Origin of the sequence: Nitrobacter sp. JJSN, from assembly GCF_051912485.1 — a bacterium.
Lineage (GTDB): Bacteria > Pseudomonadota > Alphaproteobacteria > Rhizobiales > Xanthobacteraceae > Nitrobacter.
On the sequence record NZ_CP196822.1, the window covers coordinates 2,169,945 to 2,184,738 of the forward strand.

General features: G+C 61.3%; 12 protein-coding genes. 4 read left to right on the forward strand and 8 right to left on the reverse strand.

Annotated elements, in window-relative coordinates:
- Window positions 1-106 precede the first annotated feature (106 nt).
- The 4 genes from ACSZOQ_RS10790 to ACSZOQ_RS10805 all read left to right on the forward strand — a co-directional run bounded on the left by ACSZOQ_RS10790 (window position 107) and on the right by ACSZOQ_RS10805 (window position 3,616).
- Window positions 107-316, forward strand: a complete 210-nt coding sequence (locus ACSZOQ_RS10790; protein ID WP_439922537.1) for a ferredoxin — start codon at window positions 107-109, stop codon at window positions 314-316.
- 72 nt (window positions 317-388) lie between these two features.
- Window positions 389-1,585: a cytochrome P450 gene (locus ACSZOQ_RS10795; RefSeq protein WP_439922538.1), complete on the forward strand. Its 1,197-nt coding sequence runs from the start codon at window positions 389-391 to the stop codon at window positions 1,583-1,585.
- A 57-nt stretch (window positions 1,586-1,642) separates the two neighbouring features.
- Window positions 1,643-2,863: a bifunctional alpha/beta hydrolase/OsmC family protein gene (locus ACSZOQ_RS10800; protein ID WP_439922539.1), complete on the forward strand. Its 1,221-nt coding sequence runs from the start codon at window positions 1,643-1,645 to the stop codon at window positions 2,861-2,863.
- Between the two features lie 201 nt (window positions 2,864-3,064).
- Window positions 3,065-3,616 (forward strand): TetR/AcrR family transcriptional regulator, encoded by a 552-nt coding sequence (locus tag ACSZOQ_RS10805; RefSeq protein ID WP_439922540.1) that lies wholly within the window; start codon window positions 3,065-3,067, stop codon window positions 3,614-3,616.
- A 122-nt stretch (window positions 3,617-3,738) separates the two neighbouring features.
- Here ACSZOQ_RS10805 and ACSZOQ_RS10810 read toward each other — a convergent pair whose 3' ends face one another.
- From ACSZOQ_RS10810 to ACSZOQ_RS10845, 8 genes are all read right to left on the reverse strand, one after another.
- On the reverse strand, window positions 3,739-4,821 hold the full coding sequence (locus ACSZOQ_RS10810; protein WP_439922541.1) for a YeeE/YedE family protein: 1,083 nt from the start codon (window positions 4,819-4,821) through the stop codon (window positions 3,739-3,741).
- Between the two features lie 13 nt (window positions 4,822-4,834).
- Window positions 4,835-5,089 (reverse strand): DUF6489 family protein, encoded by a 255-nt coding sequence (locus ACSZOQ_RS10815; protein ID WP_439922542.1) that lies wholly within the window; start codon window positions 5,087-5,089, stop codon window positions 4,835-4,837.
- A gap of 100 nt (window positions 5,090-5,189) precedes the next feature.
- On the reverse strand, window positions 5,190-6,443 hold the full coding sequence (locus tag ACSZOQ_RS10820) for an NAD(P)/FAD-dependent oxidoreductase (protein ID WP_439922543.1): 1,254 nt from the start codon (window positions 6,441-6,443) through the stop codon (window positions 5,190-5,192).
- Between the two features lie 276 nt (window positions 6,444-6,719).
- Window positions 6,720-9,815, reverse strand: coding sequence for a multidrug efflux RND transporter permease subunit (locus ACSZOQ_RS10825; protein ID WP_439922544.1), 3,096 nt, complete (start codon window positions 9,813-9,815; stop codon window positions 6,720-6,722).
- A gap of 97 nt (window positions 9,816-9,912) precedes the next feature.
- The gene (locus tag ACSZOQ_RS10830; protein WP_439922545.1) at window positions 9,913-11,124 is read right to left on the reverse strand and encodes an efflux RND transporter periplasmic adaptor subunit; all 1,212 of its coding nucleotides are present in this window, start codon (window positions 11,122-11,124) and stop codon (window positions 9,913-9,915) included.
- A gap of 1 nt (window position 11,125) precedes the next feature.
- A complete protein-coding gene (locus tag ACSZOQ_RS10835; RefSeq protein WP_439922546.1) occupies window positions 11,126-11,827 on the reverse strand; it encodes a TetR/AcrR family transcriptional regulator in 702 nt (233 codons plus the stop codon).
- Between the two features lie 148 nt (window positions 11,828-11,975).
- On the reverse strand, window positions 11,976-13,235 hold the full coding sequence (locus ACSZOQ_RS10840) for a Glu/Leu/Phe/Val family dehydrogenase (protein ID WP_439922547.1): 1,260 nt from the start codon (window positions 13,233-13,235) through the stop codon (window positions 11,976-11,978).
- A 231-nt stretch (window positions 13,236-13,466) separates the two neighbouring features.
- A complete protein-coding gene (locus ACSZOQ_RS10845; RefSeq protein ID WP_439922548.1) occupies window positions 13,467-14,687 on the reverse strand; it encodes an NAD(P)/FAD-dependent oxidoreductase in 1,221 nt (406 codons plus the stop codon).
- Between the last annotated feature and the right edge of the window lie 107 nt (window positions 14,688-14,794).

Here is a 14,794-nt window from a genome sequence, read left to right on the forward strand (position 1 = left end):
TTGTATAAATGAATACATCGCCCCAGCCGGCAGTGGCGCCGCAGCGACAGAGCGGCTATCTTCATCAAGGCCGATCAATCGCAGTCATCTCAGAGGACGACCCTGCATGTCTGGCACCCTCAGGATTCGCGTCGATACAAACAAATGCCAGGGGAACGCACGATGCAAATCGCTGGCGCCCGAACTGTTCGAACTCGACGAACTGGGCTACTCCCACGAGATCGGCGACGGCACCGTCCCGGCCGGGCTTGAGGACAAGGCGTGGCTCGCGCAGGCCAATTGCCCGGAAATCGCGATCGCGATCGTGGAAGAGTGAACTCGGATTTTAGCAGTATTTGACCGCCCGCCTGTCCGGCGTCAGACGGCGGCGATTCCCCGGAGGAATTCGATGTCCAGCCCTGCCCCTGTCACCGACTGGGTTCACGATTTTGACCATACCGACCCGACCTGGACGGAAAATCCATATCCGATCTGGGACGAACTACGCGCACAATGTCCTGTCGCTCACACCAACCGCTTTCTCGGCGTCTACCTGCCGACCACCTACGAGGCGGTGAAGGAAATTTGCTACGACACCGATCACTTCTCGTCGCGCCGCGTGGTGGTGCGCAGCGTTCGCCCGGAGCCGCCGCCGCCCGCGCCGCCCATCACATCCGACCCGCCCGAGCACAAGCGCGCCAAGCAAATCCTGCTGCCGCTATTCATGCCCGACGAGGTGAAGAAGCTGGAGCCGCGCGTGCGCGCAATCTGCAACGAATTGATCGACGGCTTCATCAACGACAAGGGCTGCGACGCCGCGGCGCGTTACACGAAATATGTTCCGATCCGCGCTGTTACCAACATGTTCGGCATCCCGGAAACGGACGGCGACCTCTTCATCAAGTGGATTCACGAGATCATGGAACTCGGCCTTCACGATGACGGCGTAGTGATGAAGGCCGTTCAGGAAATGATGGCTTATTTCACCGGCCACATCGAGGCGCGAAAGAAGCATCCGACCGACGACCTGATCTCGACATTGATCAATGCGCGAACCGAGGACGGACAGCCGCTGACGGACATGCATGTGCAGGGGGCGCTGCGATTGCTGCTGGTTGCCAGCATCGACACCACTTGGAGCGCGATCGGCTCCTCGCTCTGGCATCTCGCGAAGACGCCGGCGGACCGCGCGCGTCTCATCGCGGAGCCGGAGCTCCTTCCGACGGCGATTGAGGAGTTTCTGCGCGCCTTTTCGCCGGCATCGTCGGGGCGCGAGGTCATGAAGGAAACCACCGTGAGCGGCTGCCCGATGAAGCCGGGCAACATGGTGCTGCTGGCATTCCCGGCCGCCAATCGCGATCCGGCCGTCTTCCCCGACGCCGACAAGGTCATCATCGACCGCAAGGAAAACCGCCACGTCGCTTTTGGCGTCGGCATTCATCGCTGCGTCGGATCCCACCTCGCACGCATGGAGATGCTCGTTGCAATCGAGGAATGGCTGAAGCGTATTCCTGATTTTCGGCTCGATCCGTCCAGAGAGACGACATGGTCCGAGGGTAGCTTGCGCGGCCCGCGCCAACTCCCGCTACTGTTTGGTAAAGGTTAAGTTCACCGGCCGTGCGGCATCGTGCGCCGCGACCCCCATGAGTCAGGGAGGCCAGACATGCCCAACGAGCGTTTCCAGTTTTCCGGGTCGGACGGCCTTAAACTTGCAGCCACGCTGGATCTTCCCGACAGCGAACCGATGGCCTACGCGCTGTTCGCGCATTGCTTCACTTGCGGCAAGGACGTGCTTGCGGCAAGACGCATCGCCGCGGGACTGACGGCGCGCGGGATTGCGGTTCTGCGGTTCGACTTCACCGGCCTCGGTGCAAGCGAAGGCGAATTCGCCAACAGCACGTTTTCCTCCAATATCGCGGACCTCGTTCTGGCTGCGGATCATCTACGTCAAACCCGCAAGGCGCCGGCAATTCTGATCGGCCACAGCCTCGGCGGCGCGGCCATTCTCGCAGCCGCGGGGCAGATCCCCGAAGCCAGAGCGGTCGTGACTATCGCTGCGCCCTCCGATCCGGCTCATGTCACGCATCTGTTCGCCGATCGCATCGCGGACATCCGCGCGCAGGGCGCGGTCGAGGTCTCCCTTGCCGGCCGCCCATTCCATATCAAGCGGGAATTTCTCGACGATATCGCCGAGCACAACCTGATGGGACAGGTGGCGGAGCTGCGGAAGGCGCTGCTGATCCTGCATTCACCGACCGACGACACTGTGGGGATCGACAACGCCACCCGCATTTTCGTTGCTGCAAAACATCCGAAGAGTTTCATATCGCTCGCGGGAGCCGATCATCTGTTGAGCCAGAAGCGCGACACCGATTACGTCGCCGAGGTGATCGCCTCCTGGGCGCAACGTTACCTCGAAGCAGCGCCGATCGGCGCCGTTGAAGACACAGGCTCACGCAGTGTCGTCGTTCAGGAAACCCGCCGCGGCAAATTCCAGCAGACCGTGATCGTTGGTCCGCACCGGTTGATCGCGGACGAACCGGCCTCCGCCGGCGGCGACGATACGGGACCCGGACCTTATGATTTCCTGCTTGCCGCGCTCGGCGCCTGCACCTCGATGACCCTGCGATTGTATGCCGAGCGGAAGGCGCTGCCGCTTGACCGCGTAATCGTCACACTGCGGCACAGCAAGGTTCATGCCGAGGATTGCGCCGAATGCGAAACCAAAACCGGCATGCTCGATCAGATAGAACGCGAGATTGCTATGGAAGGAACGCTCGATCCGGAGCAGCGCCAGAAACTTATGGAAATCGCTGACAAGTGCCCGGTTCACCGGACGCTGACCTCCGAGGTTCGCATCACAACACGCGCGGTGAACCGCTGACCAGCATATCGATATCGTCGGTTTCGTCGCTTCCACTCACCCGCAGTTATCCCGCATCGGCCATTTGCTGCTGCTGTACAGCAAAAACGTTTCCCCTATAGTGATACCGCTGGGAATGGGCAGTGGGCGGCGGGGCATATGAATAGCAGAGCGAAAGCCGCGGTCAGAAAACGGCCAGGCCGGGTCCAAAGACGCAAGAACTTGCTCGACGCCGTCCACGAGGTGATATCGGAAAGTGGAATCGATGGCGCCAGCATGCGTCAGATCGCCGATCGCGCAAACGTCAGCACCGGCACCATCAACTATCACTTCGGCAACAAGCACAAGCTCATCATGGCCGCCTTGCAGGCGTCTTGTCTGCCTCCGCAGGAATGCGGCAGCTCCTCGGATTCACCGCTGGCTCAGCTCAAGGTTCTCGCCTTCAACCATATCCTTCGATCGTCGACCGATCGCTTCTGGCGCTTCTGGGTCAATTACGCGGCGGCCGGCACGCGCAACACAGAGATGCGCAAACATCAGAACCAGCGCTTCGAAGGGCAGCGGGCCATCTGGACCAAGCTGATAGAAGACGCGATCATCGCCGGGGAGCTTCCGTCATGTCCGGACGCCGAGGTGGTTTCCGAGCAGTTGCTGATCTTCGTTCATGGTCTGGTGATGCGGCAGATTTTGCAGCCGGGCGCCCAGAACCGAATACATTGCGAAAAGCTGCTGGAGAAATACTTCGAGACGCTGGAGCCCTCGCGGCGAACCTGAGCTGGGTTAGAGCGGATGAAGAAAAAGTGTGGAGCGGTTTTCCGCCCGCATCCCGCTTCTCAAAATATCGGTATCGATCACGTTCATGATTTTGGATCGATTTGATCCAAGATCATCGTGATCTAGTGCGCAGGCGAAGCCGAATCCTGCGACGATGCCGGTGCATCGACGCGAAGCGGCCCGTGTAAGCCGATCGCGGCGCCTGCGACAATTCCGGTGATTGCAACAAACGACGCCAGCGCCAGCGTCGAAACACCGGTCAGGCCCTGCCCGACCGAACATCCATAGGCCATCGCGCCGCCGCAGCCCATGAACGCCGCACCGGTGACCGAACGCAGCATGTGACGCGGCGAGTTGTACGCCTCGAGGTGAAAACGGCGCGTCACCAGCGCGGTGACGAGGCTTCCGAGCACGACGCCCGGCACCAGCGCGATGCCGAAATTCATCGTCAGGCCGGTCGACAGCATCACGTATTGCACCGTATCGGCAACTGGCGCGACGAACGTGATCGACGTGACCGGCACCGGATTGAAATCATCGGCACCGAGATAGCCGGTCGCATACCATCCGGCAGCAACGAGGAGACCGATGACAAGGCCGGCGGCAATCTGACCTGCCGAACGCCGGAAAGCCGCATGAGAAAACGCAAAGATAATCAGCGCGCCGCTGACGACCGCCCCCGCCAGCGCGCGTGCGAAGGTTCCGCCGAGGCCGAGCGTTCCCGCCAGCGTCGGCAGCGAGATGACACTCGGCGCGGATTGGCTGGCTTGCAGCACGGCGATCCGTGCCGGCGCGATCAGGCCCTTCAAGGTCATCTGCGCCGCGATGCCGAGAATAATCACCACCACCAGCGAGCGAAGATTGCCACGCCCCAGCAAAATCAGTGCGCGCGATCCGCAGCCATTCGACAGCACCATGCCATAACCGAAGATTATACCGCCCGCGAACATCAGCGGCGCCGAGAACGACGGCTGCAGATAAATCGATTTTCCAAGATCGACGAAGCCCTCACCGGCGAGCAGTTGAGTGGCGGCGACTGCAACACCCATCGCCAGTGCGTAGGTCCGGACCAATCGCCCGTCGCCCTGCCCCCAATATCCGCGCAAGCTGCTCATCAGGCAGAAACCGCTAAGAAGACCGACCACGCCGAAAGCGAGGCCGATCAGAAAGCCAGCGTAAACGGTGACGTGCGGATCGGGCGACACGAAAGGTCCTTCTCTACTTTTTGTCTTTTGTCCCGTCGGCTCCGAGTCCCGACATGTTGACGAACATATCCTGAAAGCGTTTGGCCATGTTTGGATCGAAGGTAAACCAGTTCTGCAGAATCGCTTCCGGCGAGAACTTGTCGATATTCTCCGCCATCTTCTGCTGGAGTTTCTCCATCATGGCGTTTTGCATCGGCTGCACGTCCGGAAGCCCCATAAACTGGCGGGCCTCGAGCGGCGTACAGTCGATCTCGATATTCACTTTCATGGCGCGCTCCTGAATCGACCTCGATAAGCCAGCGGGAAAACAGTATCGCCGCGAGAGCGCCTGCGGCGCAAGCAATCATGCGCCGCGCGCGAACGGGAGTTCAGCCAAACCGCTCCGCGGCAAACGGTCTCGGATCGGCCAACGGCTCCTCGCCAGTCATCATTTCTGCGAGCAAGCGGCCTGTTACCGGCCCCAGCGTTAGGCCGTGATGCTGATGTCCAAAGTCGAACCACAATCCGGCATGGCGAGCCGCCTTTCCAATCACCGGCAGCATATCGGGCATGCATGGACGCCTTCCCATCCACGGCGTCGCATCGATCGCCCCGCCCAGCGGGAATAGCTCTCGCGCCATGGGAAGCGTTCGCTCGATCTGCACGGGTGACGGCGGCGCATCGCGACGCGCGAATTCCGCGCCGGTCGTCAGGCGAATGCCGCGATTCATTGGCGCCAGCAGATAACCACGATCCGAATCGAGAACGGGATGATTGAGCACCGCGTTGCCGCGCGGCGCCAGATGCAGGTGATATCCGCGCTTGATGCCGAGAGGCATGTCGTAACCGAGCCGACGGAATACATCATCCGACCAAGGTCCCAGGGCGATCACGGCCTCCCGTCCGGCCAACACTCCATTCGGGCCATCGACACGCCATGCCGCATCGCTCCGAGTCAGCGTCCGCGCATCGGCCGCGATGAAACGGCCGCCGCGGCGCACGAACAACGCCGCATAGGCTTTCGTTAGTGCTCCCGGATCCGGAATAAAGCCCGGCGCCGGCCAGTGAATAGCGCCAGCGAACGCTCCTGACAGGTTGGGCTCGCGCGCGGCGATCGCCTTATCGTCAAGAACATCCGCTTCGACCCCATACCGACGGGCACGCTCGAAATCAGCGATGCCCTTGCCGAACGTCGCATTCGACCGGAACAGCTTGATCCATCCTGTCCGGCGCAAGAGTTGCGGCACACCGGCCTCTGCGATCAGCGCTTCATGCTCGGCGAGGCTGCGGCTAATCAGCGGCAGGGCGGCCATCGCGCTGCGGAACGCACGTTCAGGTGAGGACGCCAGGAAATACCGGACCAGCCATGGCAAAAAAGCGGGTAGATCGCGAAAACGATAATGCGCTTCCGCGGACCGATTCAGCGCATAACGCAGAATCTGCCGCAGATCGTAGGGAAACACGTAAGGGAAAACCGACGCGCATTCGATCAGGCCGGCATTGCCGTAACTCGTCTCCTCGCCCGCCCCTTCGTGCCGGTCGACAAGGATGACATTCCGCCCTCGCTTCTGGAGGTGCAGCGCGGCGGAAACGCCGACAATTCCTGCACCCAGGACCAGAACATCGGATTTGACCAGCGCCACACGGCTCTCCGAACGCAGAAAATCGTACGGCCTCGCCGAACGTTATGATTCCAACTTAAGTATTGCTGTTCGGAGGCGCAAACCGGTCGCTGCCGTGACGATTGTCCGGACCGCCAAACGATCCGGAAACTCCGCTTGCACCCGCTCGAACCTGGCGCACAGGAAAGCAGATCGCGCACAATGCGGCCATCGATGGCTTTCAGATCGGTCGCCGAAAGCTGCGATCAAGGACCGCGACGCAGCCCGGCCTCCTGTCGGTCGATATGCGCACGGGGGTTATGTCGGCCGCAGCGCTTTCGAGTCCATGTCAAAGTCCCCAATCTGCTTGTTGCGATCCGATCCTGCGTCAGCCAGGTGATCGGTTGCGATCGCCACGTAGACGGCGGGAAGTACGAACAGGGTGAACATCGTTCCAATCAACATGCCCGACACGACGACGAGACCGATCGAGAACCGGCTCGCCGCCCCCGCACCCGATGCCGTCAGTAGCGGCAGCAGGCCGGTGACCATCGCAGCGGTCGTCATCAGGATCGGGCGCAGCCTGACCCGTGCCGCCATCTCGATCGCCGCGCGCTTATCGAGGCGCTCGTTGAGCTGCAACTCGTTGGCGAATTCGACCATCAAAATGCCGTGCTTGCTGATGAGGCCGATCAGCGTCAGCAGGCCCACCTGGGTATAGATGTTGATGGTCGCAACGCCGAAGAACAGCGGGATCAGGGCACCCGAGATCGCCATCGGAACGCTGATCATGATAACGAGCGGATCGCGAAGACTTTCGAACTGCGCCGCCAGCACCAGGTAGATGATGATGAGCGCGAAGCCGAAAGCCATCGCGAGCTGATTGCCTTCCGTTACATATTGTCGCGAGTCGGCGAGATAATCGTGGCTGAAGCCCTTCGGCAGATTTCGCGCCTGCTGTTCGAGAAATTCCACCGCCTGGCCCACCGTCACGCCCGGCATCGGCACGGCCTGGAATGTCGCCGCATTGAGCTGGTTGTAGTGCGTCAGCGCATTGGGATCAGTGTCGGTCTTGACCGTCACCAGCGTGGTCAGCGGAATCTGCTGCCCCGTGCTGCTCGGTACATAGTAGCCATCAAGCGATTCCGCCGAAAGACGCAGGCCGCGCGGCACCTGCGGGATCACCTGATAGGAACGTCCCTGGAGGTTGAAGCGGTTCACGTAGTTGCCACCGAGCAGCGTCGCCAGTGTCGCGCCGATCTGCTGCATGTTGACGCCAAGATCGTTCGCCTTGGTCCGGTCGATGGTGACGCGTACCACCGGCTGGTTGTAGTCAAGATCGCTATCGCTGACGATGAATAGGCCGCTCTTGCGGGCCGCCTCCTTCAGCTTGTTCATCTCCTCGTAGACCGCCTGAAAGCCTGCCGTGGTGTAGAGTACCATTTGCACCGGCAGACCGCCCGGACCTCCCGGAAGCGGCGGCCGATTGAAGGCAAAGGCATTCACGCCCTCGACCTTGCTGATGTCGGCCTGCACCAATGGCTTGATATCCATTGCGGATCGCTTGCGCTCGTCCCACGGCTTCAGCAACATGCCGGCGATGCCGCCGTTGATGCCGTTGATACCGTTGATCATGAAGCGCAGGTCGGTTTCAGGAAAGCTCGCAAACGCCTTGTCGAGCTTCTCGCCGTAGAAATCCATGTAGTCGATGTTGGCGTATTTCGGTCCCTTGATGACCGCGAACACGATGCCCTGATCCTCCTCCGGCGCCAGCTCTTTGGACGTGTGCATATAAAGAAAACCAACGAGCCCGAGGATCGTCACTGCGAACAGCGCCGTGATCGGCCGATAATCGAGGGAGCGGTCCAGTTTGCGACCGTACCAGTGCGTGACCGAAGTGAAGATCTTGTCGACCTTGGTGGCGAACCAGCCCTGCCCGCCGTGCTTGAGCAGCACCGAGCACATCATCGGCGACAGCGTCAGCGCGATCACGCCTGAGACGATCACCGATCCCGCCAGCGTGAAGGCGAATTCGCGGAATAGCGCGCCCGTGAGGCCACCGAGAAAACCGATCGGCGCGTATACCGCGGCCAGCGTGATCGTCATCGAGATAACCGGGCTGACGATTTCGCGCGCGCCCTGCAACGACGCCTGAACCGGCGTCTTGCCCTCCTCGAGATGGCGGTGGATGTTCTCGACTACCACGATGGCGTCATCGACCACGAGGCCGATAGCCAGCACCATCGCCAGCAGCGTCAGCAGGTTGATGCTGAATCCGGCCGCCATCATCAGGCTGCAGACGCCGATCAGCGATAGCGGGATCGTCACCACCGGAATGATGACCGAGCGCAGAGAGGCGAGGAACAGGAAGATCACCACGATGACGATGGCAATCGCCTCGATCAGGGTCTTCTCCACTTCGTGGATCGATGAGGTGATGAACTTGGTTGAGTCGTAGGCCACCTTCATCTTCATCGACGGCGGAAGATTTCGCTCAATGTCGGGGAACAGCGCCCGCACACCCCTGACGATATTCAGCGGGTTGCCTTGCGGGGTTGCCTGCACGCCGATGAAGATCGCGCGCTGGCCGCTGAAGGCGACACTCGCATCGGTGCTCTGCGCAGAAAGCTGGATGTCGGCGATGTCCTCCATGCGCACAAAGCCACCGTCCTTGGCCCTCACCGTCATGCGCTTGAACTGCTCGACGCTCTGCAGGTCAGTGTTGGTCGAGACGTTGGAGATCGTGTAGTAGCCCTTGGTCTGGCCCGCGGCCGCCTGGAAATTATTGGCAGCGATCGCGAGTGCGACCTCGGTGGTCGTCACGTTGCGCCCGGCCATCTTTACCGGATCGAGCCAGAGGCGCATCGCGAAGGTCTGGCCGCCGAGGATATCAGCCGAGGCCACACCGTCCACGGTCGAAAGGATCGGCTGCACCACGCGCGTCAGGTAGTCGGAGATCGCCGAGCCCGACAGTTCGTCGCTCGAGAAGCCGATATACATCACCGCCGTAGTCTCGCCGGTGGACTTCACGACCACCGGGTCATTGGCTTCCTTCGGGATCAGGTACTTCACCGAATTGACCTTCGACAGCACCTCGGTGAGCGCCGAGTTCGGATCGAAGTTCAGTTTGACGTAGACCTTGATCTGGCTCTGGCTTTGGGTCGAGGCGGAGGTGATGTAGTCGACACCCTCGGCCGACCCGACCGCCTGCTCGATCGGCGTGGTGATAAAGCCCTGCATCAATTCCGGCGACGCGCCCGGATAGGCAGTGGTGACCGTGATCACGGTGTTGGACAACTTCGGATACTGCCGGATCGGCAAATTGTAGGCTGCCGCCAGACCAATCAACAGGATCAGCAGGCTGACAACGACCGACAACACCGGCCGCTTGATGAAGATATCGGTGAATACCATTGCAGGCGCTCCGTTGAACGGGGCCGCTCCGCTGATCGGAGCATGGGCGAGACGTTCGATCGATGTGGGGGCCGCCCCGGGCAGTCCCCACGGGAAATCAGTTCAGCGGCGGCTTCTCCGGGATCGGCGGCAGCGGATCCTTCGAGATCTCGACCGTGGTGCCCGACTGCAGCTTGAGTTGACCAACCGCGGCGACCTTGTCGCCGGGCTTCAGCCCCTTCTCGATCACCGCGCGTCCGTCGATCCGCTCACCGGTGCGCACGAAGGTATGCTCCGCGGTCAAGCTGGTCTTGCCGTCACTCTCCTTCTTCTCCTTGATGAGATAGACGGAGTCGCCATACAGCGTGTACTCGACAGCGGTTTCCGGCACCGTGATGACCGCTGGCTTATCCGGCAGCACCACGGTCACATTCGCGAACATGCCCGGTTTCAGGATATCGCCGGGGTTGTCGATGGTCGCCTGGACTCGGATGTTCCGGGTGTCGGTCGCAATCTGAGGCTCGATGGTGGTGATCTTGCCGTCGAACTCCTTGCCTGGATAGGCATCGACCGACACTCGCACAGTCTGGCCCACGGAAAGCCGACCGCTGTCCTTTTCAGTGACGGTGAAGTTCGCGTACAAGGTCGACAGATCGGTCAGCGACACGATCTGCGTGCCGGCGGTAAGGAATTGTCCCACCTCCACCTGACGCACGCCGAGCACGCCATCGAACGGCGCGCGCACCAGCTTCTGCGAAATGATCGCCTCGGTCTTGTCGATGCCTGCATTGGCCTGGTCGAAAGCGGCTTGCGCCTGATCTACGGTCACCTGCGGACCGACTTGTCGCGCCGCGAGCTGCTTCGCCCGCTCCAGCGCCAGTCTCGCGACGGTCGCCTGCGCCTTGAAGCTGGCGAGATCGCCCTGGTCCGGCTTGTCGAACAGTTGCACCAGCGGCGTGCCCTTGGTGACGCGGCTGCCGGCGGTGAACAGGATGTCGGTGATGCGGCCATTAACGTCGGACGTGACGTTGACCTGATGCACCGCGGCAAGACTGCCGACGGCCCGCTGCAGGTTTGGTAGCACCTCGGACTTCGCTTCGACCGCGCTGATCGTCACCGGCGGCGGCTTATTGTTGGCGAAGAACTGCGCGATCATGTGCGCACGGAACGCATTAAATCCGACTAGCCCGCCGACGAGCAGCGCGAGCGCCAAGCCGACGATGATGAACCAGCGCCTCATGCGCAGAGGACGCGAGAGAGACTTCTCGCCCAGGTCATGAGCCGAAACGCCGGCCTTGTCGCCGGCACTGCCTTCCCTTTTTACCGTCATGTCATGCACTTTCTGCGGCCGACGTGTGGGCGGCGTTGAATACAAATTGCCGGTCCAGATACAAGGCAATTGCCGCTGCGTTCAGACCGACTCCGCGAAGAATGAATTCACAAATCTGCCGCTCCAGATCAGGCGCAGCGCCATAGGACAAGGTTGGAACGGAAGGAAGCTTGCTCAGAACCATCATGAGAACCGTGTGATGGGCAAACCAGAATAGATTGAGGGGCTCGCGCCCGACCGGCACAGCATCCCCGGCGGCGATCGCACGCTCGAGCGATGCCGTGAAAGCCCGACCAATCAGGTCCCTTATTTTTTCGTACAGCAATCGGGCGAATTCGCCGTCGTCAAGCTGGCTTGAGATCATGAGGCGCAAGCGTTGCGCCTCCTGCTGATCCGGAGAGGCGGAGGCATTCAGGAAGTGGTCGACCATGCCCCGGATGAGAATGACCAGCGTCTCCGTCGAGGGTTCGCGATCGAGCAAGCGGTGCAACGCCGGATCCGCCTGGCAGGCCTCGGCCAGGATTTCGGCATAGAGCGCCGACTTGGTCGGAAAGTGTTTGAACAGCAACGCCTCGGAGATCGACGCAGCGGCGGCAACGCTCTTGGTCGTGGTACCCGCGAATCCATAGCGAGCGAAGCATTGCTTCGCGGCGCTCAGGATCAGTTCCCGGCGCAGATCGCTGGTCATCCGCAGGCTGCTCATGGAATGTGAGTAAGCACTCACTCTATCGAAAGTCAAGAAAATGCTGCACCGCATCAATCCAAATTCGACTAAAGGCTGAGATCGATCGCGATCGGCGATACGGAGCCAATCAATGCCCCGTCGCGGTTTGTCCCGGCAAGGTCGGCTATCACGGAAAAAGTCCCCGCGTGGCCTTCGCGGCCCGCACCTTTTCAACACCCAGCGCCATCGCCGCGGTGCGATGTGGAATGTTGTCCTTTTTCGCGCGGCTGACCATGTGGTCGAACGCCCTATCCAGGATCTGGTATTCGCGGCGCGTCACTTCGTCTTCTTCCCAGAACAGTTGCTGCAGATCCTGCACCCATTCGAAGTAACTGACCACGACGCCACCGGAATTGCAGAGGATGTCGGGGATCACGAAAATCTCGGGCTGACGCTTCTCCAGGATCAGATCGGCCGCAGGCGTCGTCGGCCCATTGGCGCCCTCGGCCAGTACGCGGCATTTCAGATTCTCAGCAATATGCGCATCGATCACGCGCTCCATGGCGGCGGGAACGAGCACGTCACACGGCAGCGTCAGGATCGCCGCGGGGTCGTAGTGAAGCTGGTTGGAATAGCCGGCAATGCTCCCGTGCATGGTGGCGTGGCGCACCAGCGCGGGAATATCCAGCCCGTTCCTGTCATAAAGCGCGTCGGTGTGATCGCTCACCGCGATGATTTTGATGCCCGAATTGTAAAGTTCGAGCGCCGCATGGGAGCCGACGTTGCCGAAACCCTGAACGACCGCGGTCGCGCCATTGAGTGCGATGCCGAGATCCTTCATCACGCGGCGGACGAGATGGGCGACGCCGCGGCCGGTGGCTTCGCGGCGGCCGAGCGTGCCGCCTGAACTCACGGGCTTGCCGGTGACGATCTCGGTGACAGTGCTACCCTGATACATGGAGTAAGTATCCATGAACCAAGCCATCACCTGCTCGTTGGTGCCCATGTCCGGCGCCATCACGTCGGTGTGCGGCCCGACGAACGGAATCATCTCCTGCATGTAGCGACGAGACAGCCCTTCCAGCTCGCGCACCGAAATCGATCGGGGATCAACCCTGATGCCACCCTTGGCGCCACCATAAGGCAACCCGACCAGCGCGCATTTCCAGCTCATCCAGATGGCAAGCGCGGCTATTTCGCCGATGTCAACGCTCGGGGCGAAGCGCGTGCCGCCCTTGGTCGGACCCAGCGTGAGGTGATGCTGGACGCGGTAGCCCTCGAAAACCGCGATCGACCCGTCGTCGCGATGGATCGGACAGGACACCGTGATGGCCCGCTTCGGCATCAGGATGCGTTCGCGCTCGTCCATCGGGATCGACAGATGATTGGCGATGACTCCGAACTGCTGAACCGCCATGTCGAAGACCGGACCGGCATAAACCGTCATCGCTTCCTCCTCTCATGACCCCGATTCAGCAACCTCGGTAGATATAGTCATGCGGCCTAAATGATAACATCCGCCGCTCGAGGGTAAGCTGCACAAAGGCGTCACGTCGAGGCCCGCTCGTCCCGAACTGATTGCGGCACGATTGATAAGCGACACGGATCGCTCAACGGAAACCTTTGGCTATCGCGCCAAGGCGTCCGAACCCGCCGCGTCCGCGCTGCCGGCAGGAATTCAGGCAAGCGCCTGCTTGAGATCGAAAGTGGTATCGGCAGCCTGATCCGGCGGAATCGAGCCGCTCACCGCGAGAATGCGGCGGCCGAAGACGTGATCCGACCCGCGATTGACGGATTCGACTCCGATCAGGCGGCCGGCCTTGTAACAAAATGCCGAGAACGATCCCTGCCCGGCGTCGCCCCGCACGACAACCTGATCGTAGCCGGTGGTCAGGCCGGCGATCTGCAGCTTGTCCGGCCCCTGATCACTCCAGAACCACGGCAGGCCGTCATAACTCTTTGTGTCGCCGGTCAATCGTGCCGCCACACAGCGGGCCTGATCGGTCGCGTTCTGCACGGATTCGAGCCGAAGCGGCGCACCGAAGCGCACACTCGCAAACAGCGCGCAGTCACCGATCGCTGAAATGTCCGGGTCGGCGGTGAGCAGGTGCTCATCGACAATGATGCCGGAAGCGACCGGCAAACCCGCCTCCGCCGCCAGTTCGACATTGGGAAAAACTCCGACGCCGACCACCACGAGGTCGGCCGTGAGTTGCCGGCCATCGCTCAAAGTGACGCCGGTAACGCGGCTCTCTTCGCTGGTGATGCTCGTTGCCTGCACGCCGAAATGAAGACGAGTTCCCGCCTCGCTGTGCCGGCGCTGAAAAAATTCCGAAATCTCCGGCGTGACCGCGCGCGCCATGACGCGCGGCGCGAGCTCCACCACATCGACCTCGAGGCCCTTCGCCCGCGCAGTCGCCGCGAATTCGAGGCCAATGAAGCCGGCACCGACCACGACCACCCGCCCCCCGGAGCCAAAGCGTTGGCGCAGCGCCTCGCTTTCATCGAGCGTGCGCAGATAAAGCACATCTTCCAGGCCGGCATTCGGGATATCGAGGAGCCGATTGCGTGCGCCGGTCGCCAGCACAAGATGCTTGTAAGCTCGGGAAGCGCCGGAGGCACAGACCAGTTCACGCGCGCTGCGGTCGATGGCGACACCGCGATCCGCGATCAGGTCAACATGCTGGTCGAGATAGAATTTCTCCGGCCTGAACATCACCGAATCGGGGCTGCCACCGCCTTTCAGATATGCTTTCGAGAGCGGTGGCCGCTGATAGGGCAGATGCGGCTCGTCATTGATCAGGCTGACGGGACCGGCGTACCCCGCCTGACGCAGCGACACCGCAAGTTGAAAACCCGCGTGGCCGGCGCCGATGATCAGGATTGGTTGATCTGCCATTCGTCAAACCGACGGGCTCAAGATTGTCTGATCGCTTGCCATGTCACTTCCGTCCCAATTTCTTCCGCAGAGTGTCCGCTCCGCGGCGTTTTCTTGCACGACCTGTC